This window comes from Streptomyces sp. NBC_01551 (genome assembly GCF_026339935.1).
Taxonomy (GTDB): domain Bacteria; phylum Actinomycetota; class Actinomycetes; order Streptomycetales; family Streptomycetaceae; genus Streptomyces.
Genome location: NZ_JAPEPX010000001.1, coordinates 2521441 through 2540421, shown reverse-complemented (window position 1 = coordinate 2540421; position 18981 = coordinate 2521441). Strand labels below are relative to the sequence as shown.

At 73.2% G+C, this 18981-nt stretch carries 16 protein-coding genes; 13 read left to right on the top strand and 3 right to left on the bottom strand.

What is annotated here, in order from left to right:
* Positions 1-123: 123 nt before the first annotated feature.
* Together OG982_RS11310 and OG982_RS11305 are read left to right on the top strand one after the other, a co-directional pair.
* The gene (locus tag OG982_RS11310; protein ID WP_266787740.1) at positions 124-726 is read left to right on the top strand and encodes a TetR/AcrR family transcriptional regulator; all 603 of its coding nucleotides are present in this window, start codon (positions 124-126) and stop codon (positions 724-726) included.
* A 150-nt stretch (positions 727-876) separates the two neighbouring features.
* Positions 877-3126: an MMPL family transporter gene (locus OG982_RS11305; protein ID WP_266948456.1), complete on the top strand. Its 2250-nt coding sequence runs from the start codon at positions 877-879 to the stop codon at positions 3124-3126.
* 73 nt (positions 3127-3199) lie between these two features.
* Here OG982_RS11305 and OG982_RS11300 read toward each other — a convergent pair whose 3' ends face one another.
* Positions 3200-3625, bottom strand: coding sequence for an SsgA family sporulation/cell division regulator (locus OG982_RS11300; RefSeq protein WP_266787742.1), 426 nt, complete (start codon positions 3623-3625; stop codon positions 3200-3202).
* A gap of 202 nt (positions 3626-3827) precedes the next feature.
* Here OG982_RS11300 and OG982_RS11295 point away from each other — a divergent pair, with 202 nt between their 5' ends.
* From OG982_RS11295 to OG982_RS11280, 4 genes are read left to right on the top strand one after another with little or no spacing between them, the layout of a single operon-like run.
* On the top strand, positions 3828-4880 hold the full coding sequence (locus tag OG982_RS11295; RefSeq protein ID WP_266787743.1) for an energy-coupling factor ABC transporter permease: 1053 nt from the start codon (positions 3828-3830) through the stop codon (positions 4878-4880).
* A gap of 1 nt (position 4881) precedes the next feature.
* Entirely contained in the window at positions 4882-5643 is a 762-nt protein-coding gene (gene cbiQ / locus OG982_RS11290; RefSeq protein ID WP_266948454.1) for a cobalt ECF transporter T component CbiQ, read from the top strand.
* The gene (locus OG982_RS11285) at positions 5631-6398 is read left to right on the top strand and encodes an energy-coupling factor ABC transporter ATP-binding protein (RefSeq protein WP_266787745.1); all 768 of its coding nucleotides are present in this window, start codon (positions 5631-5633) and stop codon (positions 6396-6398) included. The genes cbiQ and OG982_RS11285 overlap by 13 nt, the downstream gene beginning before the upstream one ends.
* A gap of 40 nt (positions 6399-6438) precedes the next feature.
* A complete protein-coding gene (locus tag OG982_RS11280) occupies positions 6439-7617 on the top strand; it encodes a serine hydrolase domain-containing protein (RefSeq protein WP_266948453.1) in 1179 nt (392 codons plus the stop codon).
* A 256-nt stretch (positions 7618-7873) separates the two neighbouring features.
* Here the strand turns inward: OG982_RS11280 and OG982_RS11275 are convergent, their stop codons facing one another.
* Together OG982_RS11275 and OG982_RS11270 are read right to left on the bottom strand one after the other, a co-directional pair.
* Positions 7874-9514 (bottom strand): penicillin-binding transpeptidase domain-containing protein, encoded by a 1641-nt coding sequence (locus OG982_RS11275; RefSeq protein ID WP_266787747.1) that lies wholly within the window; start codon positions 9512-9514, stop codon positions 7874-7876.
* A 153-nt stretch (positions 9515-9667) separates the two neighbouring features.
* Complete coding sequence (locus OG982_RS11270; RefSeq protein ID WP_266792031.1) at positions 9668-11344, bottom strand: dolichyl-phosphate-mannose--protein mannosyltransferase; 1677 nt, start codon at positions 11342-11344, stop codon at positions 9668-9670.
* A gap of 189 nt (positions 11345-11533) precedes the next feature.
* On the opposite strand from OG982_RS11270, the gene rsmI reads away from it, so the two are divergent.
* The 7 genes from rsmI (at position 11534) to OG982_RS11235 (ending at position 18976) form a co-directional block, all read left to right on the top strand.
* Positions 11534-12430, top strand: coding sequence for a 16S rRNA (cytidine(1402)-2'-O)-methyltransferase (gene rsmI, locus OG982_RS11265; RefSeq protein ID WP_266948451.1), 897 nt, complete (start codon positions 11534-11536; stop codon positions 12428-12430).
* 160 nt (positions 12431-12590) lie between these two features.
* Positions 12591-13079 carry a hypothetical protein gene (locus OG982_RS11260; protein WP_266787749.1) on the top strand — a complete coding sequence of 163 codons (489 nt, stop codon included), beginning with the start codon at positions 12591-12593 and terminating at the stop codon, positions 13077-13079.
* A 10-nt stretch (positions 13080-13089) separates the two neighbouring features.
* Complete coding sequence (locus OG982_RS11255) at positions 13090-13965, top strand: TatD family hydrolase (RefSeq protein ID WP_266787750.1); 876 nt, start codon at positions 13090-13092, stop codon at positions 13963-13965.
* Between the two features lie 112 nt (positions 13966-14077).
* On the top strand, positions 14078-15625 hold the full coding sequence (locus tag OG982_RS11250) for a resuscitation-promoting factor (RefSeq protein ID WP_266948449.1): 1548 nt from the start codon (positions 14078-14080) through the stop codon (positions 15623-15625).
* Positions 15622-16524 (top strand): 16S rRNA (adenine(1518)-N(6)/adenine(1519)-N(6))-dimethyltransferase RsmA, encoded by a 903-nt coding sequence (gene rsmA, locus OG982_RS11245; protein ID WP_266948448.1) that lies wholly within the window; start codon positions 15622-15624, stop codon positions 16522-16524. The genes OG982_RS11250 and rsmA overlap by 4 nt, the downstream gene beginning before the upstream one ends.
* Positions 16521-17465: a 4-(cytidine 5'-diphospho)-2-C-methyl-D-erythritol kinase gene (locus tag OG982_RS11240; RefSeq protein ID WP_266948447.1), complete on the top strand. Its 945-nt coding sequence runs from the start codon at positions 16521-16523 to the stop codon at positions 17463-17465. Before rsmA ends, OG982_RS11240 begins: the two co-directional genes overlap by 4 nt.
* Positions 17466-17653: 188 nt before the next feature.
* The gene (locus OG982_RS11235) at positions 17654-18976 is read left to right on the top strand and encodes an acyltransferase family protein (protein ID WP_266787754.1); all 1323 of its coding nucleotides are present in this window, start codon (positions 17654-17656) and stop codon (positions 18974-18976) included.
* The last annotated feature ends 5 nt before the right edge of the window (positions 18977-18981 follow it).

Here is an 18981-nt window from a genome sequence, read left to right as displayed (position 1 = left end):
GGCAACTCGTACACGTGATCCATGCCACGCCGCCAAGCGAAACGGAACGGTTTCGTTTCGTTGGTGAGGGGGGTATCGTCATCGGTGTACGAAACAGTTTCGTTCGGATGGGAGGGGTCGGAGATGTCCGAAGAAGTCTCGTCAGAGGTCTCGTCGCGGCGCAGCCGGATCACCCCCGAACGGGAAGCCGAACTCCACGAGGCGGTCCTCGACCTCCTCCGCGAGGTCGGCTACGAGGCGCTGACCATGGACGCGGTCGCCGCCCGTACGAAGTCCAGCAAGGCCACCCTCTACCGCCAGTGGGGGAGCAAGCCCGAGCTGGTCGCCAGAGCCCTGCGATGTACCCAGCCGACCTCCCTCCGGGAGATCGACACGGGCACGCTGCGCGGCGACTTCCACCGCATGGTCGAGCTCTCCGACAACGCGCAGATGGCGAAGGACACCGCACTGCTGCGGGGTCTCGCCCACGCCGTCCACGAGAGCCCCGAACTGCACCAGGCGCTGCGCAGGCTGCTCATGGAGCCGGAGATCTCCGGGCTCGACGAGATCCTGCGACGGGCCGTGGAGCGGGGCGAGATCGCCCCGGACTGTCCCGCGATCCGCTTCGTGCCGCACATGCTGATCGGCGCCTTCATCGCGTTGCCGCTGATGGAGGACCGATCCGTGGACCAGGCGTTCCTCGCCGACTTCATGGACTCCGTGGTGTTCCCCGCCCTCGGCGTCTGAGTACGAGCTCCCCGCACGAAGCCGCAGTCCCCGCGGTCCCGCACCACCTTTCCTGCTGCTCCTGACACGCCGCTCTCGTCGTCGGGCCGGCTCTCCATGCCCTGATCCGATCCCGGATCCATCCACGACCTGAACGGGAGAACCACCGACGTGGCCACCTTCCTCTACCGGCTCGGCAGGGGCGCCTTCCGGCGCCGCCGCCTCGTCGCCCTCGCCTGGGTGGCGCTGCTGTTCGCCGCCGTCTTCGGCGCCGCGACCGCGCCGGCACCCAGCTCCGGCTCCTTCTCGATACCCGGCACGGAGGCCCAGCGGGCCTTCGACCTCCTCGAAGAGCGCTTCCCGGGCATGGCCGCCGACGGCGCCACCGCCCGTATCGTCATCAAGGCCCCGGACGGCGCCAAGGTCACCGACCCCGCCACCAAGACCGAGGTCCAGAAGATCATCACCGGTCTGAAGGACGGCGCGGGCGCCGACCAGATCGCCTCGGTCGCCGACCCGTACGAGGCCCAGGCGGTCAGCCAGGACGGGACCACCGCCTACATCAGCACGAAGTACAAGGTCAGCGGCATGGAGCTGACCGACGAGACCCGTGAGGCGCTCAAGGAGTCCGGCAAGGACGCCCAGGCCGCCGGGCTGACCGTCGAGATCGGCGGCGACGCGCTGATGGCGGCGCCCGAGTCCGGTCCCGGTGAGATCGTCGGCATCCTCGTCGCCGCGATCGTCCTGGTCATCACCTTCGGCTCGCTGATCGCGGCCGGGCTGCCGCTGCTGACCGCGCTGATCGGCGTGGGCATCGGCGTCTCCTCGATCGCCGCGCTCGCCAACGCGCTGGACCTGGGCACCACCACCTCCACCCTCGCGATGATGATCGGCCTCGCCGTCGGCATCGACTACGGCCTGTTCATCGTCTCCCGCTACCGCGCGGAGCTCGCCGAGGGCCACGCACGTGACGAGGCGGCCGGCCGGGCCACCGGAACCGCCGGCTCCGCCGTCGTGTTCGCCGGTCTGACCGTCGTCATCGCCCTGGTGGGCCTGGCCGTCGTCAACATCCCCATGCTGTCCAAGATGGGCTTCGCAGCCGCCGGCACGGTGGTCATCGCGGTGCTCGTCGCGCTCACCCTGGTCCCGGCCATGCTGGGCTTCGCGGGCCGCACGGTCCTGCCGGCCGGCAAGAAGAGCAAGCTGTTCGGCAAGGGCAAGACCCTGGCGGAGGGCGTCGAGCCCAAGCCCAACGGCGGCACCCGCTGGGCCCGCTTCGTCCTGCGCCGCCCGGTGCTGGTGCTGCTGGTGGCCGTGATCGGCCTCGGCGCGATCGCGATCCCGGCGAGCAAGCTGGAGATGGGCCTGCCCGACGACGGCGCCCAGCCGGTGTCCACCACCCAGCGCAAGGCGTACGACCTGCTCTCCGACGGCTTCGGCCCGGGCTTCAACGGCCCGCTGATGGTCGTCGTGGACGGCGACCAGAAGCTCGCCGACGCCACGGTCGAGCGGATCAAGGGCCTGGACGGCGTCGCCGCGGTGACCCCGCCGATGCCCAACGAGGCCAAGGACGCCTCGATCATCAACGTCATCCCGAAGGACCGCCCGTCCTCCGTGGAGACCGAGGACCTGGTCCACGAGATCCGCGCGGGCAACGGGAAGAACGTGCTCGTCAGCGGCCAGACCGCGATGAACATCGACTTCTCGCAGAAGATGAACGACGCGCTGCTGCCCTACCTGACCCTGGTGGTCGGCCTCGCGTTCCTGCTCCTGATGCTGGTCTTCCGCTCGATCCTGGTCCCGCTCAAGGCGGCCCTCGGCTTCCTGCTGTCGGTCGTCGCGGCCCTCGGCGCGGTCGTCGCGGTCTTCCAGTGGGGCTGGCTCGGCTCGGTCTTCGGCGTGGAGCAGACCGGACCGATCATGTCGATGATGCCGATCTTCATGGTGGGCGTGGTCTTCGGTCTGGCCATGGACTACGAGGTCTTCCTGGTCACCCGGATGCGCGAGGCGTACGTCCACGGCGAGCGCCCGGGCCAGGCCGTCGTGACCGGCTTCCAGTACAGCGCGCGGGTGGTCGTGGCCGCCGCCGTCATCATGATCGCGGTGTTCTCGGGCTTCATCGGGTCCAGCGAGCAGATGGTCAAGATGATCGGCTTCGGTCTCGCGATCGCCGTCTTCTTCGACGCCTTCGTGGTCCGCATGGCCATCGTCCCGGCGGTGCTCGCGCTGCTCGGCCACAAGGCCTGGTGGCTGCCGCGCTGGCTCGACCGGATCCTGCCGAACGTGGACGTGGAGGGCGAGAGCCTGCGCAAGCACCTCGCCGAGACGTCCCCGAAGGGATCCGAGGACTCGGACAAGGGCAAGGGCAAGGGCAAGGACCGCGAGCTGGTCAGCGAACTGATCGAGCTGGTCAGCGACTGATCCGGTGACAGCCGAGCCCCGTCCCACCGTCCGGTGGGGCGGGGCTCGCTCGCGTTCGCCCGGGCCGTTGCTCCTACCGGGTGGTGGCGCCGTAGGTGAGGCGCAGGAAGCGGCGCAGCGCCTTGATGTCGAACTGGATCACGGCGACTCCGTCGGGGGAGTGGAACTCGACGACCGCCTGGACGCGGCCGCAGGGCCAGACGCGTACGTCCCCGGTGCCGGTCGGGGCCTGGAGCCCGGCCTCCAGCAGGGCGCGCGGGAAGACCCACTCGTTCTCGGAGCCCTCGGGGGAGAGGTCGGCGGGGAAGACGATCCGCACGGCCAGTGGTTCGGCGGGAGTGAAGCGCAGGGCAACCGGAATGGCCCGGTAGAGCGGGTCGTCCGTGATCACACGGCCGCGCACCCGTTCCTCGACGACGGCGGGGAGGGAGGTGCGGGCGGTCGTGGTGGTCGCGGTGGCCGTCGCGGTCGCGGTCGCATTCTCGGCGGTGGCTGACATCGACAACACTCCTCGAATCGGAACATATGCGTCCGTATTCCCCCCAGCCTCGCACATTCCCACGAATGTGCGCGCCACCATTTGTGATGCGCCCGCTCTTGCCAATGGTTTGCAACTGGGCACTATTCTTGAACGGTTAAAGACGCTGTGAGTAGGAACCGTTCTACGCAGCGTGAGTTCACCGCAGGAAGCGGAGCAGCCCATGCATGTCCCCGACGGCTTCATCGACGCCCCCGTCTCCATAGCCGCAGGTGTGGCGGCTGCCGGTGCCGTGGCCATCAGCCTCCGCGGCGCCCGCCGGGAGCTCGACGAGCGCACCGCGCCGCTCGCCGGTCTCGTCGCCGCCTTCATCTTCGCCGTACAGATGCTCAACTTCCCCGTCGCCGCCGGTACAAGCGGCCATCTGCTGGGCGGTGCGCTCGCGGCGATCCTCGTCGGCCCCTACACCGGGGTGCTCTGCGTGTCCGTCGTCCTGCTCATGCAGGGCATCCTCTTCGCCGACGGCGGCCTGACCGCCCTCGGCGTGAACGTCAGCGTCATGGGCGTCGTCACCGTGGTCGTGGCCTACGCGATCTTCCGCGGGCTGCTCAAGGTGCTGCCGGCCACCCGCCGCTCGATCACCGCCGCGGCCTTCACCGGGGCCCTGCTCTCGGTGCCCGCCGCGGCCGCCGCCTTCACCGCCATCTACGCCGTCGGCGGCACCACCGACGTACCCGTCGGCAAGGTCTTCACCGCCATGGTCGGCGTGCACGTCCTCATCGGCATCGGCGAGGCCGCCATCACCGCCGCGACGGTGGGCGCCGTGCTCGCCGTACGGCCCGACCTGGTGCACGGGGCGCGCGGGCTGACCGCGCCGCTCAAGCTGCGCGTCGCCGGCGAGCTGGTTGACGCCCCGGCCCCGGCCGCCGTCCCCGCCGCCGCCCGCTCCACGAAGAAGGTGTGGGCCACCGGCCTGGTCACCGCCCTCGTCCTGGCCGGCTTCGTCTCCTTCTACGCCTCCGCCAGCCCCGACGGCCTGGAGAAGGTCGCCGCCGACAAGGGCATCGACCAGAAGGCCGAGGAGCACGCGGCCGCCGGCTCCCCGCTGGCCGACTACAGCGTCAAGGACGTCACCGACGCCCGCCTCTCCGGCGGCCTCGCCGGGGTCATCGGCGTAGGCGCCACCGTCGCCGTCGGCACCGGGATCTTCTGGGCCGTGCGCCGCCGCCGCGCCCAGGACCTGACGGCCGCGTCCACCGCCGCCCCGGTGGCCTGAGGTGGGCGCGGGCCACGCCCACAAGCTCTACCGGCACGGCCACTCGCCCGTCCACGACCTGCCGGCGCACTGCAAGCTCGCCGCGACCTTCGCCTTCGTGCTGGTCGTCGTGTCCACACCGCGTGAGGCGATGTGGGCCTTCGGCCTGTACGCCGTCCTCATCGCGGCCGTCACGGCCGTGGCCCGGATCCCCGCCGGATTCCTGCTGCGCCGGCTGGTGATCGAGGTGCCGTTCGTCCTGTTCGCCGTCCTCATGCCCTTCGTGGCCGAGGGCGAGCGGGTCGAGGTCCTCGGCATGTCGCTCAGCGTCTCCGGCCTCTGGGGCGCCTGGAACGTCCTGGCCAAGGGCACCCTCGGCGTCGCCGCCTCCGTCCTGCTCGCCTCGACGACCGAGCTGCGCGCGCTGCTCCTCGGCCTCCAGCAGCTCAAGCTGCCGCCGCTGCTCGTCCAGATCGCCTCGTTCATGATCCGATACGGCGACGTGATCACCGACGAGCTGCGCCGGATGTCGATCGCCCGCCGCTCGCGCGGGTTCGAGGCGCGGGGCGTGCGGCACTGGGGGGTGCTGGCCATGACGGCCGGCGCGCTCTTCATCCGCTCCTACGAGCGCGGCGAGCGGGTCTACCTCGCGATGGTCAGCCGCGGCTACGCCGGCTCGATGCCGGTGATCGACGACATCGCGGCCACGCGCGCCCAGTGGGCGTACGCCGCCGTGCTCCCGGTGACGGCCCTGGCCGTCTGTCTGATGGGATGGACGCTGTGAACGACTCCCCCTCCCTCGAAGTGTCCGGCCTCGCCTTCGCCTACCCGGACGGGCACCAGGCCCTCTTCGGCGTCGACCTGACCGTCGGACGCGGCGAGCGCGTCGCGCTGCTCGGCCCCAACGGCGCCGGCAAGACCACCCTGGTGCTGCACCTCAACGGCATCCTCGGCGGCGGGGTCGGCACGGTGTCCGTGGCCGGGCTGCCGGTGGAGAAGCGGAACCTCGCCGAGATCCGCCGCCGGGTCGGCATCGTCTTCCAGGACCCCGACGACCAGCTGTTCATGCCGACCGTGCGCGAGGACGTCGCCTTCGGCCCGGCGGCCGCCGGGATGCGGGGCGCGGAACTGGAGACCCGGGTCCGGGAGGCCCTGGAGCAGGTCGGCATGGCGGCCTTCGCCGACCGGCCGCCGCACCACCTCTCCTTCGGGCAGCGCCGCCGCGTCGCGGTGGCGACCGTCCTGGCCATGCGGCCGGAGATCCTGGTCCTGGACGAGCCCTCGTCCAATCTGGACCCGGCCTCCCGGCGCGAGCTGGCGGACGTCCTGCGCGCGCTGGACGTGACGGTGCTGATGGTCACGCACGACCTGCCCTACGCGCTGGAGCTGTGCCCCCGGTCGGTGATCCTCAGCGAGGGCGTCATCGCCGCCGACGGGCCGACGCAGCGGCTGCTGTGCGACGAGAAGCTGATGCGGGCCCACCGCCTGGAGCTCCCGTTCGGCTTCGACCCCCGCTCCGTGACGGTCGGCGCGGCATAAGGCGCGGCATAAGCGGAGGCCCGCGGTTGTTGCAGCGCTCGTGAACATCCAGGGTGACGTGGCGGAGGGCTACGAGGCCGTCCGCGAGGCTTTCGTACGCAATTTCGAGGCGCTCGGGGACCGGGGCGCGGCGGTGGCCGTGTACCGGGACGGACGACGGGTCGTGGACCTGTGGGCCGGAACGAGGGACGCGGAACCCGCGGACGGCGACCGCGGCGGGCCCTGGACCGAGGGAACCGCGCAGGTGGTGCGCTCGGCGACCAAGGGCGTGGCCGCGGCGGTCCCGCTGCTGCTCCACCAGCGGGGGCTGCTCGACCTGGACGCGCCGGTCGGGGCCTACTGGCCGGAGTTCAAGGCGGGCGGCAAGGACCGCGCGCGGGTCCGCGACCTCCTCGCGCACCGGGCGGGCGTCCCCGCCCTGGACCGGGGTCTGACCCCGGCCGAGGCCGCCGACGGGATGTCCGGGGCGCGCGCGGTCGCCGCGCAGGCGCCCTTCTGGGAGCCCGGCGCCGAGCACGGCTACCATGCGCAGACCTTCAGCTGGCTGCTGTCGGAGCTGGTCCTGCGGGTGACCGGGGCCTCGCTGGGCAAGTGGCTGGCCGAGGAGGTCACGGGCCCGCTGGGGCTGGACTTCTGGATAGGCCTGCCGGAAGCGGAAGCCGCCGCCGGACGGGTGGGCCGGGTCGCCCCCGTGGAGCCGCCGCAGAGCGCCGGCGGGCTGCGCACCCGGCCGCGCCGAAACGTTTCGGAGGCCTACGCGGACCCCGCGTCGCTGACCCGGCGCGCCTTCGCGGCGATCGACCCGCTCCCGGACGAGAACGAGCCCGCCTACCGGGCTGCCGAACTCCCCGCCTCGGCCGGCATCGGCACCGCCCGCGCCCTGGCCGGGTTCTACGCGGCCACGCTGGGCGACACCCAGGACGGCGCCCGCCTGTTCACCCCCGAGACCACCGAACTGGCGGCCCGCGAGCTGTCTTCCGGCCCGGACCGGGTGCTGGTGGTCAACACCCGCTTCGGACCGGGCTACATGCTGCACGGTCCGGCGTCCCCGCTGCTGTCCCCGGCCTCCTTCGGCCACCCGGGGCGCGGCGGCTCACTGGGCTTCGCGGACCCGGAGGCCGGGATCGGCTTCGGGTACGTCACGAACTCCCTGGCCAAGTCGGTCACCGCCGACCCGCGCGCCCAGGCCCTGGTCCGCGCGGTCCGCGCCTCGCTCTAGTGCTGTGACCGGACCGCGCCTCCCGTACGCCGGCCGGTACGGCCCCGGCGTGCCCGATGGGCTCCCGTCCGACTGCGTCGCAAGACCGCTGTCGCCAACGTCGAGCCCGCCATGTGGCGATCGGCCACGGCCCCCGCCATCGCCGGACGGAGTCCGGCGCAGCGGTGTGAAGCCGGGGAGGCCCGCCAGGGCCGAGCCGTGTGAGCGGCGCGTCAAGAGGGGAGGCCCGCCAGGGCCGAGTCGTGTGAGCGGCGCGTCAAGAGGAGAGGACCGCCGCCACGATCGGGCCCGCCGCGTCGCCGCCGTGGCCGCCGGCCTCGACCATCGCGGCCGCCGCCACGTCACCGCTGAACCCGGTGAACCAGCTGTCCGGGCTGCCCGCGCCGTCGACCTCGGCCGAGCCGGTCTTCGCGCCCTTGTCGCCGCCGACGGAGGCCATCGCCTTCTGGGCCGTACCGCTGGTCGCCGTCAGCCGCATCATCGAGACGAGCTGCTGCTGCACCCCCGGCTTGATCCGGCGCGCCGCCGTCGCGATCTCGCGCCCGTCGAGCTCCGGCGAGACCAGCACGGGCTGGTGGAACACGCCGCTGCGCGCCGTCGCCGTGATGGACGCGACGTTCAGCGGGTTCATGGTGACCTGCCCCTGCCCGATGTACGCGGCGGCCGCCTGCGCGCCCGTCGCGTCCGGGACCTTGCCGTCGATGGTCTTGACGCCCGTCTGCCACTCCAGGCCTATGCCGAAGACCTCCCGGGCCTCCTTCGACAGCGCCGAGTCGTCGCCCACGTCGTTGATCTGCTTGATGAACGCGGTGTTGCAGGACTTGGCGAAGCTGGTCGCGAAGGTCGCGCCGGGCAGCTCGAAGTTGTCGAGGTTGTGGAAGGTGCGGCCGCCCCAGGCGGCGTCCTTGGTGCACTCGGCCGGCTTGTCCGCAGCCACCTTGCCCCGGTCCAGGAGCATCTCCGCCGTCACGATCTTCATCGTCGAGCCGGGGGCCCGCATGCCCAGGATCGCCGCGTTGTAGCCGTCCTTGCGGTGGTTGGCGATGGCCAGGATGTGCCCGTTGCTCGGCTTGACGGCGACCACCGAGGACTCCGGGAACCGGGCGACCGCCTTCTCCGCCGCCGCCTGGACCTTCGCGTCCAGGTACGTCTTGAGGGTGCTCGGCTCGCCCTCGACCAGGGTCAGCAGCGTCCGCTTCGCCCCGTCCTGCGCGGCCGGCTCGATCCACACCTCGGCGCCCGCCTTGCCGCCCGCCTTGTCGCCGTACGCTTCGCGCAGCTGGTCCAGGACCGGCCGCAGCGAGGGGTACTTCTCGGCGGTCAGCTCCTCGCCACTGCGGTCCACCGCCTTGACCGGCGGGGTCGCGGGCGCCCCCGCGCGCAGCTTCTCGTCCTTCTTCAGCTCCGGGTGGATGATCGACGGCTGCCAGTCGACGAGCGGCAGCCCGCTGGTCACTCCGCGGACGACGGTCAGCTCAGAGGAGTACTCCAGCGGCTTGGTGACGCCCTCGTAGGTGATCTCCGCGGCGACCTTGTAGGGCATCGTGGCCCCGTTCTGGGCGCCGGGCGTGATCACCGCCTTGGACACGTACGCCTTGCCCTTGAAGTCGGCCACCGCCGGCTGCGCGGCCTGCGCGTTGTTGGTCAGTTCCGCGGCCGCGCGGTCGTCGCCGGCCGCCCACGCGGCCAGGAAGGCCTTGGCGGTCTTGGCGGCCTCCTTCTCGGTGACGGGGCCGCTGCCCCGTTCCGCCTGGACGGTGGTCCCGTCGCCCTTGGCCCCGTCCGTACCGTCCTGCTCGCCGGCGTCGCCGACCAGTGCGTACACCCCGTACCCGGCTCCGCCGATCATCGCGAGGAACACCCCGCCGACGATGGCACCCTTGGCCGCCCCGTTCACTTGCGTCCCCTCCCCCAGGAACCTCGGTTCTCTGAACGCGTTCAAAGAACCCCGGGTGCAAGACCTTACGTTGTGCGAACGAAGTGCGTACAGCTCGTTACCGGACCGCAATGCCGCCGATCCCGCCATGGCGCGGAGGCGACCACCGTCCCCCTAAACCCATGTGTCCAGCCACATCCGGTTCCGCCAGGAGTCCATGGGCAGGGTCTGGCCGGTAAAGATCGGCCAGAAATAGATGAAATTCCAGACGATCAGCAGCACCAGGACACCCGCGCAGATCGCACCGAGCGCCCGGCGCCGCTCCGAGGAGCCCGCCGGCCCCAGCAGGGCGCCGATCATCATCGCCACCGCCAGACACAGGTACGGGACGAAGACCACCGCGTAGAAGAAGAAGATGGTCCGCTCCTGGTAGTTGAACCAGGGCAGCAGACCCGCGCCCAGCGCGCAGGCGATCGCGCCCGCACGCCAGTCGCGGCGGAAGAACCACCGCCACAGCACGTACAGCAGCGCGAAGCAGCCCGCCCACCACAGCATCGGCGTGCCGAGCGCCAGCACCTCGCGGGCGCACTTTCCGGCCTCCGTCGCCGGGCAGCCGTCGGTGCCGGGTGCGGGGGACTCGTAGAAATAGGAGACGGGCCGCCCCAGGACCAGCCAGCTCCACGGGTTCGACTCGTAGGTGTGCCCGTCGTGCAGGTTGACGTGGAACTTGTAGACCTCGGTCTCGTAGTGCCACAGGCTGCGCAGCCACTCCGGCAGGAACGCCAGCGAGCTGCCCTGGTCGTGCTTGGCCGCCCAGTCGCGGAAGTAACCGCCCTTGCCGTCGTCCGAGCTCAGGATCCAGCCCGTCCACGAGGCCACGTACACCGCGATCGCCACCGGGACCGTGGAGAGGAACGCGGGCACCGCGTCCCGGCGCAGCATCGCCGCGTACGGGGCGCCCGCCCCCGCGGTGCGGCGCGCGGCGGCGTCCCACACCACGGTGAGGACGCCGAAGAAGGCCAGCACGACCAGCCCGTTCCACTTCGTGCCGAAGGCCAGGCCCAGGCAGACACCGGCCAGCACCCGGTACGGGCGCCACCCCAGCCGCAGCGACTCCGCGATCTCCAGATCCGGACGGGTGCGCCCCTCGGCGTCCACCGGGAGCGCCGCCGCGAGCCGGGCCCGCGCCTTGTCCCGGTCGATCAGCAGACACCCGAAGGCGGCCAGCACGAAGAACATCAGCACCAGGTCGAGCAGCGCGGTCCGGCTCATCACCAGGTGCAGGCCGTCCACCGCCAGCAGCGCGCCCGCCAGGCACCCGAGGAACGTCGAACGGAACAGGCGGCGCCCGATCCGGCACAGCATCAGCACCGACAGGGTGCCGAGCACCGCGGTCATGAACCGCCAGCCGAACGGGGTGAAGCCGAACATCCATTCACCGGCGCCGATCACCCATTTGCCGACCGGCGGGTGCACCACGTACCCCGGATCCAGCGGCAGCGAGATCCCGTCCGGGTTGGCGAGGATCGACTTGTCGATGTCCTTGGGCCAGCTCGCCTCGTAGCCCTGCCGGACCGTGGCCCAGGCGTCCTTGGCGTAGTACGTCTCGTCGAATATCACCGCCTTCGGGCTGCCCAGGTGCACGAACCGCAGCACGCCCGCCACCAGCGCCACCAGCAGCGGCCCCGCCCACGCCAGCACCCGCAGCACCGCGTCCACCGACGAGGGCGGCACGCCGAGCGCCGTCCACAGCTGCGCGGACGGCTTCGCGTACGGGGGCACCAGACGGGTGCGGACGTCCGCGTCACGGGCCCCGCCGCGGGCCGGCGGGGCGTACCCGAAGGCGCGCAGACGGCGCAGCCAGGGGGACGTTCCCACGTCGGGGTCGCGCCCCGCCGAAGGGGCGGGCGGGGCCCCCGCGGGGCTGTTCGGCGGCGTCGCGGTACTGGTCACCGGATCATCGTAGGGAACGCGCCTGTGGGAACCCCAGCGCCGGGGCGCGCGGGGTGGGACGGCCGGGCGGGCTGAGAGGATGGGTGGGTGACGACTGACCAGCCCCTCGGCCCCGATTCCTCCGCCCCGACCGGCGTCCTCGTGCTCGCCGGCACCCCCATCGGCGACCTCGCCGACGCCCCGCCGCGGCTCGCGGCCGAGCTGGAGCGGGCCGACGTGATCGCCGCCGAGGACACCCGGCGGCTGCGCCGGCTGACGCAGGGGCTCGGCGTGCACACCACCGGCCGGGTGCTCTCGTACTTCGAGGGCAACGAGTCGGCGCGCACCCCGGAGCTGGTCGAGGCCCTGGAGGCGGGCAAGCGGGTGCTGCTCGTGACCGACGCCGGGATGCCCTCCGTCTCCGACCCCGGTTACCGGCTCGTGGTCGCCGCCGTGGAGAAGGACATCAAGGTCACCGCCGTGCCCGGGCCGTCCGCAGTCCTGACCGCGCTGGCCCTGTCCGGGCTGCCCGTGGACCGCTTCTGCTTCGAGGGGTTCCTGCCGCGAAAGGCGGGCGAGCGCCTGGGCCGGCTGCGCGAGGTCGAGGGCGAGCGGCGCACGCTCGTCTACTTCGAGGCCCCGCACCGGCTCGACGACACCCTGGCCGCGATGGCCGAGGTCTTCGGAGCCGACCGGCGGGCCGCCGTCTGCCGCGAGCTGACCAAGACGTACGAGGAAGTCAAGCGCGGCGGGCTCGGCGAACTGGCCGCCTGGGCCGCGGAAGGCGTGCGCGGGGAGATCACCGTCGTGGTCGAGGGCGCGCCCGAGGCCGGGCCCGGCGACGTGGACGCCGAGGAGCTGGTGCGCCGGGTGCGGGTGCGCGAGGAGGCGGGCGAGCGGCGCAAGGAGGCCATCGCGGCGGTCGCGGCCGAGGCCGGGGTACCCAAGCGCGAGGTGTTCGACGCGGTCGTGGCGGCAAAGAACGCGGCACAAAAGGTGCTCTAAGACGGTAAAGAGCTAACCTGAAAAGCAAAGCTCAGACCGCGCACCGGGCGCTTTGGGCATGGAGTCACCCAAAGACCGTCCAATACTGGACATGGCCTGATGCGCTCCCGCCCCAAGAGGCGTCCACTGGCTGTGCACCAGTGGAAAAAGAGGAGCTGGCATGAGTGACATCGCTGACACCCCGGTACCCGCGCCCCCGGTCCTGTCCACCCCTCCCGTGCACACCGTGCACGAGGCGTACTCGTTCGCCTGCATGAAGTGCGGCTACAGCTGGGAGCAGGGGTACGAGATCGAGCACCACGTCGACGGCACGGGCCAGCCGTTCATCATGTACACGGTGAGCGGTGAGCGGGTTCCGTCGCCGCTGTCCAATCCGACCTGCATGAACTGCGGCGGACACGTGGTGCGGATCATGCGCGAGGGCCAGGTCTCGGCGGTGCGCGGCACGCTCGACAGCATCTACCACCACCCCGTGGCCCCCGGCATAGCCGGTCCGGTGCCGGCGGGAGTGGACGTCCCCCGCACCCCGAAGCCGCGCAAGGCGCGTCGGCCGAGGCACGACGCGCCCGGGCCGGTGGCGATCGACCCGGAGGGGCGCGACGAGCGGCGCGGGCTGCTGGCCCGGCTGAGGGCGATGTTCCGGTCATAAGATCGGCCGCATGAGCCGTACCTCGAACGACGCCCCGCCCCCGCTGCCCGAACCGCTCCGGGTGGCGGTGGCCGACTCCCACACCCACCTGGACATGCAGTCCGGCACCGTCGAGGAGGGGCTGGCCAAGGCCGCCTCCGTCGGCGTGACGACCGTGGTCCAGGTGGGCTGCGACGTGAAGGGCTCCCGCTGGGCGGCCGAGACCGCCGCCGCGTACGACAACGTCCACGCCGCCGTCGCCCTTCACCCGAACGAAGCGCCCCGCATCGTGCTCGGGGACCCTGACGGCTGGTCGCGCCAGGGCGCCCGGGCGGGCGGCGGCGAGGCGGCCCTCGACGAGGCGCTCGCGGAGATCGAGGCGCTGGCCGCCCTCGACCACGTCAAGGCGGTCGGCGAGACCGGGCTGGACTACTTCCGCACCGGACCCGAGGGCATGGCCGCCCAGGAACGCTCCTTCCGAGCCCACATCGAGATCGCCAAGCGGCAGGGCAAGGCCCTGGTCATCCACGACCGCGACGCCCACGCCGATGTGCTGCGCGTGCTGCGGGAGGAGGGCGCGCCGGAGCGGACGGTGTTCCACTGCTACTCCGGGGACGCCGAGATGGCCCGCGAGTGCGCCGCCGCCGGGTACTACATGTCCTTCGCCGGGACCGTCACCTTCAAGAACGCGGCCCCCCTGCGCGAGGCGCTGGCGGTGGCCCCGCTGGAACTGGTGCTGGTCGAGACGGACGCGCCGTACCTGACCCCGGCGCCGTACCGCGGCCGGCCGAACGCGCCGTACCTCATTCCGCTGACGGTGCGGGCGATGGCGGCGGTCCGCGGCCTGGACGAGGACGCCATGGCGACGGCGCTGGCGGCCAACACGGCGCGGGCCTTCGGGTACTGAGCACCCCCGCCCTCCGACACGCTGGGTAGCGACGTGACTTTGGTGAGTGATGGTCTCGCCCGCTAGGGTGCCGTGCCCGTAGCACCGGGGCCGGACCACTGGAGCGAGCGTCGTGAGCGATAGTCCTTTGCCGGGGGCCTGGCCGGCCCCGGACCTCGGCGGCCCGGTCGCCCCCGCGGGGGAACCCGAGGCAGGCGTCCCCACCCCCCGCCGCGGCACCCGCCGCCGCAAACCCCCCGCCCCGGGCACGAGCCGCCGCGGCCGCACGGCCTCGCCGGACGCCGACCCGGAGCCGGGCGCCGGCCGCCGGGGGCGTACCCCCTCGCTGGACCCCACCCCGGAACCGGGCACGGGCCGCCGGGGGCGTGCCCCCGCGCTGGACGTCGACCCGGGACCGGGCACGGGCCGGCGCGGCCGCGCGGCCGCGCCGGACGGCGGGGAGGAAGCGCCGGGCGCGGGTACGGGCCGGCGGCGGAGCCCCGGGGCCGCGCCCGCCGGGGCGCCAGCCGGGGCGGGTTCCGGGAGCGGGCGGCGGCGGGCGGCCGCGCCGGCCCCCTCGGCCGCCGCGCGCGACAACTGGCGGCGGATCGTGCCGCAGGCGCTGGTCGTCGCGTTCCTCGCAGGCGGCACCACCGCCTTCGTGGCCGCCGACAAGTCCGTCCGGCTCACCGTCGACGGGGTCCCGCAGACCCTCCACACCTTCGCCGGCGACGTCGACGAACTGCTCGCCGCCGAAGGCCTCGGCGTCGGCCCCCACGACCTCGTCGCCCCGGCCAGGGGAGCCGCCCTCGACGACGGCGACGAGATCATCGTCCGCTACGGCCGCCCCCTGCGCCTCACCCTCGACGGCGACCACCGCCAGGTGTGGACCACCGCCCGCACCGTGGAAGGCGCCCTGCGCCAGCTCGGCGTCCGCGCCGAGGGCGCCTACCTGTCCGCCCCGCGCACCGCCCCGGTGCCCCGCGCCGGCCTGACCCTCAGCGTCCGCACCGAGCGCAGCGTCACCTTCATGGCCGACGGCCGCGAACGCACCATCCGCACCAACGCCGCCACCGTCCAGGAGGCCCTCGACCAGGCCGGCATCACCCTCCACGACCAGGACACCACCTCCGTGCCCCCGGCCTCCTTCCCCCGCGACGGCCAGACCGTCACCGTGCTGCGGATCACCGGCACCCGCGAGGTCCGCGAGGAACGCGTCCCGTACGAGACGGAGAAGGTCAAGGACCCCACCCTCTTCGCCGGGACCGAGGTCGTCGAACAGGCCGGCCGCCCCGGCGCCCGCCGGGTCACCTACGGCCTGCGCACCGTCAACGGCGTCCGCCAGAAGCCCCGGAAGATCGCCGAGGAGACCGTCCGCGAGCCCGTCACCCAGCGGATCAAGGTCGGCACCAAACCGCTGCCCACCTCCGTGGCCGGCGCGGACGGCCTCGACTGGGCGGCGCTGGCCCAGTGCGAGTCCGGCGGCCGCCCCGCCGCCACCGACCCCTCGGGCACCTACGGCGGCCTCTACCAGTTCGACGTACACACCTGGCAGTCCCTCGGCGGCACCGGCCGCCCCCAGGACGCCCCGGGCCAGGAGCAGACGTACCGGGCCAAGAAGCTCTACGTCCAGCGGGGGGCGACCCCGTGGCCCCACTGCGGCCGTAGGCTTTACCGGTGAGCACCGCAGAGCAGCAGCCTGAAAGCACGACCTCCGACGCCCTTCTCGGCCCGGCCGACATCCGGGAGCTGGCCGCCGTACTCGGCGTGCGGCCGACGAAGCAGAAGGGGCAGAACTTCGTCATCGACGCCAACACGGTGCGCCGCATCGTGCGGACCGCCGAGGTGCGGCCCGACGACGTGGTCGTCGAGGTCGGGCCCGGGCTGGGCTCGTTGACGCTGGCCCTGCTGGAGGCCGCCGACCGGGTGACCGCCGTCGAGATCGACGACGTCCTCGCCGCCGCGCTGCCCGCCACCATCGAGGCGCGGATGCCGCAGCGCAAGGACCGCTTCGCGCTCGTGCACTCCGACGCGATGCTGGTGACGGAACTGCCGGGTCCGGCGCCGACCGCGCTCGTCGCGAACCTGCCGTACAACGTGGCCGTGCCGGTGCTGCTGACCATGCTGGACCGCTTCCCGACCATCGAGCGGACGCTGGTCATGGTGCAGGCCGAGGTCGCCGACCGGCTCGCCGCCGAGCCGGGCAACAAGGTCTACGGGGTGCCCTCCGTCAAGGCCAACTGGTACGCCCACGTCAAGCGCGCCGGGTCCATCGGCCGCAAGGTGTTCTGGCCCGCGCCGAACGTCGACTCGGGTCTGGTCTCGCTGGTGCGGCGGGCCGAGCCGATCAAGACCACCGCCTCGAAGTCGGAGGTGTTCGCGGTCGTGGACGCCGCCTTCGCGCAGCGCCGCAAGACGCTGCGGGCCGCGCTGGCCGGATGGGCGGGCTCCGCGGCGGGCGCCGAGGCGGCGCTGGTCGCGGCCGGGATCTCCCCGCAGGCGCGCGGCGAGTCGCTGACGGTGGAGGAGTTCGCGGCGATCGCCGAGCACAAGCCGGCGGCGCAGAGGCCCGCGCTGTGAACCGCGGCGAGAACCCCCGCGCCGAGGTCCCTCGCGCCGAGAACCCCCGCGCCGTGACCGTACGGGTCCCCGCGAAGGTCAACGTCCAGCTGGCGGTGGGCGCCGCGCGGCCGGACGGGTTCCACGACCTGGCCAACGTCTTCCTCGCCGTGTCGCTGTACGACGAGGTGACGGTCACCCCGGCCGACGAGCTGACGGTGACCTGCGCCGGCCCGGACGCGGACCAGGTCCCGCTGGACCGTACGAACCTGGTCGCGCGGGCTGCCGAGATCCTGGCGGAGCGAAAGGGGCTGCCCGCTCCGGCCGTCCACATCCACATCGCGAAGCACATCCCGGTCGCCGGCGGCATGGCGGGCGGCAGTGCGGACGGCGCGGGCGCGCTGGTGGCGTGCGACGCGCTGTGGGGGTTGGACACCCCGGTGGCGGAGCTGCTGGACATGTGCGCGGAGCTCGGCAGCGACGTGCCGTTCAGCCTGGTCGGCGGGGCGGCGCTCGGCATGGGCCGGGGGGAGATCCTCACCCCGGCCGAGGCCGGTACGTTCCACTGGGTGTTCGCGGTCGCCGACGGGGGGCTGTCGACCCCGGCGGTGTTCCGCGAGTTCGACCGGCTGGCGCAGGGGCGGACCATCCCGGCCCCGCAGGCGTCGCCGGCGCTGCTCGCGGCGCTGGCCTCGGGCGACCCGGACGCGCTGGCCGCGACCCTGGTCAACGACCTCCAGCCGGCGGCGCTGTCGCTGCGGCCGGGGCTCGCCGGGACGCTGGCTGCGGGGACCGACGCCGGGGCGCTGGCCGCGCTGGTCTCGGGCTCCGGGCCGACGACGGCGTTCCTGGTCCGCGACGCGGAATCCGCCGCCAAGGTCTCCGCCGCCCTGGAAGCCTCCGGCCTGTGCCGCACCACCCGCACAGCCACCGCCCCGGCCCCGGGCGCCACCGTCCTCTGACCCGGCCCACGGCCCCGCCGCCGGGGGCCCCGCCCCCGGACCTCCGCGCCTCAAACGCCGGCGGGGCTGGATCTTTCAGCCCCGCCGGCGTTCTAGGCGCGGCCCCGCGCCGCGGGGAGCGGTACCTAGGGGCGAGATGAGTATCCGCGCCCTGTTCGCGCGCCCGGCGGCGCGGCAGCGTAAGCGGCATGACAGCCAGCGCACGCGAAATGGCCGCGGCCACGCCCGCCGCTCGGGACCGGTACGTCGATCTGCTGCGCGTCGCCTCGCTCGCGACCGTCATCGCCGGGCACTGGCTGATGGCCGCCGTCAGCAGCGACGGCATAGGCAACCTGCTCGCCCTCGTACCCCCGCTCCAGGTGCTCACCTGGGGGCTGCAGGTCATGCCGGTGTTCTTCTTCGTCGGCGGGTTCTCGCACGCCCTCTCCTACCGCTCCCTGCACCGCCGCCACCCCGGCCCCGGCGGCTACGCCCTCTTCCTGCGGGCCCGGCTGCGGCGGCTGCTGCGGCCGACGCTCGTGTTCGTCGGCGTCTGGACCGCCGCCGCGCTCGTCGTGCAGCTCGCCGGCGCCGACCGCGGCCGCCTCGCCGGGGCCGCGCTGCGGCTCGTCACCCAGCCGCTCTGGTTCATCGGCATCTACCTTGCGATGGTCGCCTTCACCCCGCTGCTCCTCAGGTTCCACGAGCGCCACGGCTGGGCCGCCTTCGCCGCCCTCCTCGCGGCCGCCGGCGCCGTGGACCTGCTCCGCTTCGCCGCCGGGGTCCCGTACGTCGAGTTCCTCAACTTCGCCTTCGTCTGGCTCGCCGTCCACCAGCTCGGCTTCCTGCGCGCCGACGGCCGCCTCACCCGCCCCGCCCTCCTCGCCGCCGCCGGGCTCACCGGCGCCGCGCTGCTCGTCGCGTACGGGCCGTACCCGCTCTCCATGGTCGGGATGCCGGGCGAGAAGGTCTCCAACATGGCCCCGCCCACCCTCGCCCTGCTCGCGCACGGCGTCTGGCTCGTCGGCGCCGTCCAGCTGCTCGCCCGCCCCGCCGCCGCCCTGCTGGCCCGGCCCCGGGTCTGGCGGGCCGTCGTCGCCGCCAACGGGATCGCCATGACCGCGTTCCTCTGGCACCTCACCGCCATGCTCGCCGTGTACGCCGCCCAGCTCGGCCTGGGCCTCGGCCTCCCCGAGCCCGCCACCGCCGCCTGGTGGGCCCAGGTCCCCGTCCGGCTGCTCGCCGCCGCCGCGCTGACCGGCGCACTCGTCGCCGTCTTCCGCCGCTTCGAGGCCCCCGGACACGGCAGCACCGACCCCGGATCCGGGCCCCGCGCCGCCCTCGGCATCACCCTCTGCCTCCTCGGCGTCCTCGGCCTGTCCATGACCGGCCTCGGCGGCCTGCTGGAGGGTCACAGCGCCACCCTGATCGCCGTCCCGCTCACCGCGCCCGCCGCCATCGGCATGGCTCTGGGAGGCTGGCTCCTGGTGGAACGCTCCGCGTCGGCTCGGAGGGTTAGGCTGAGGGGCTGATCCAC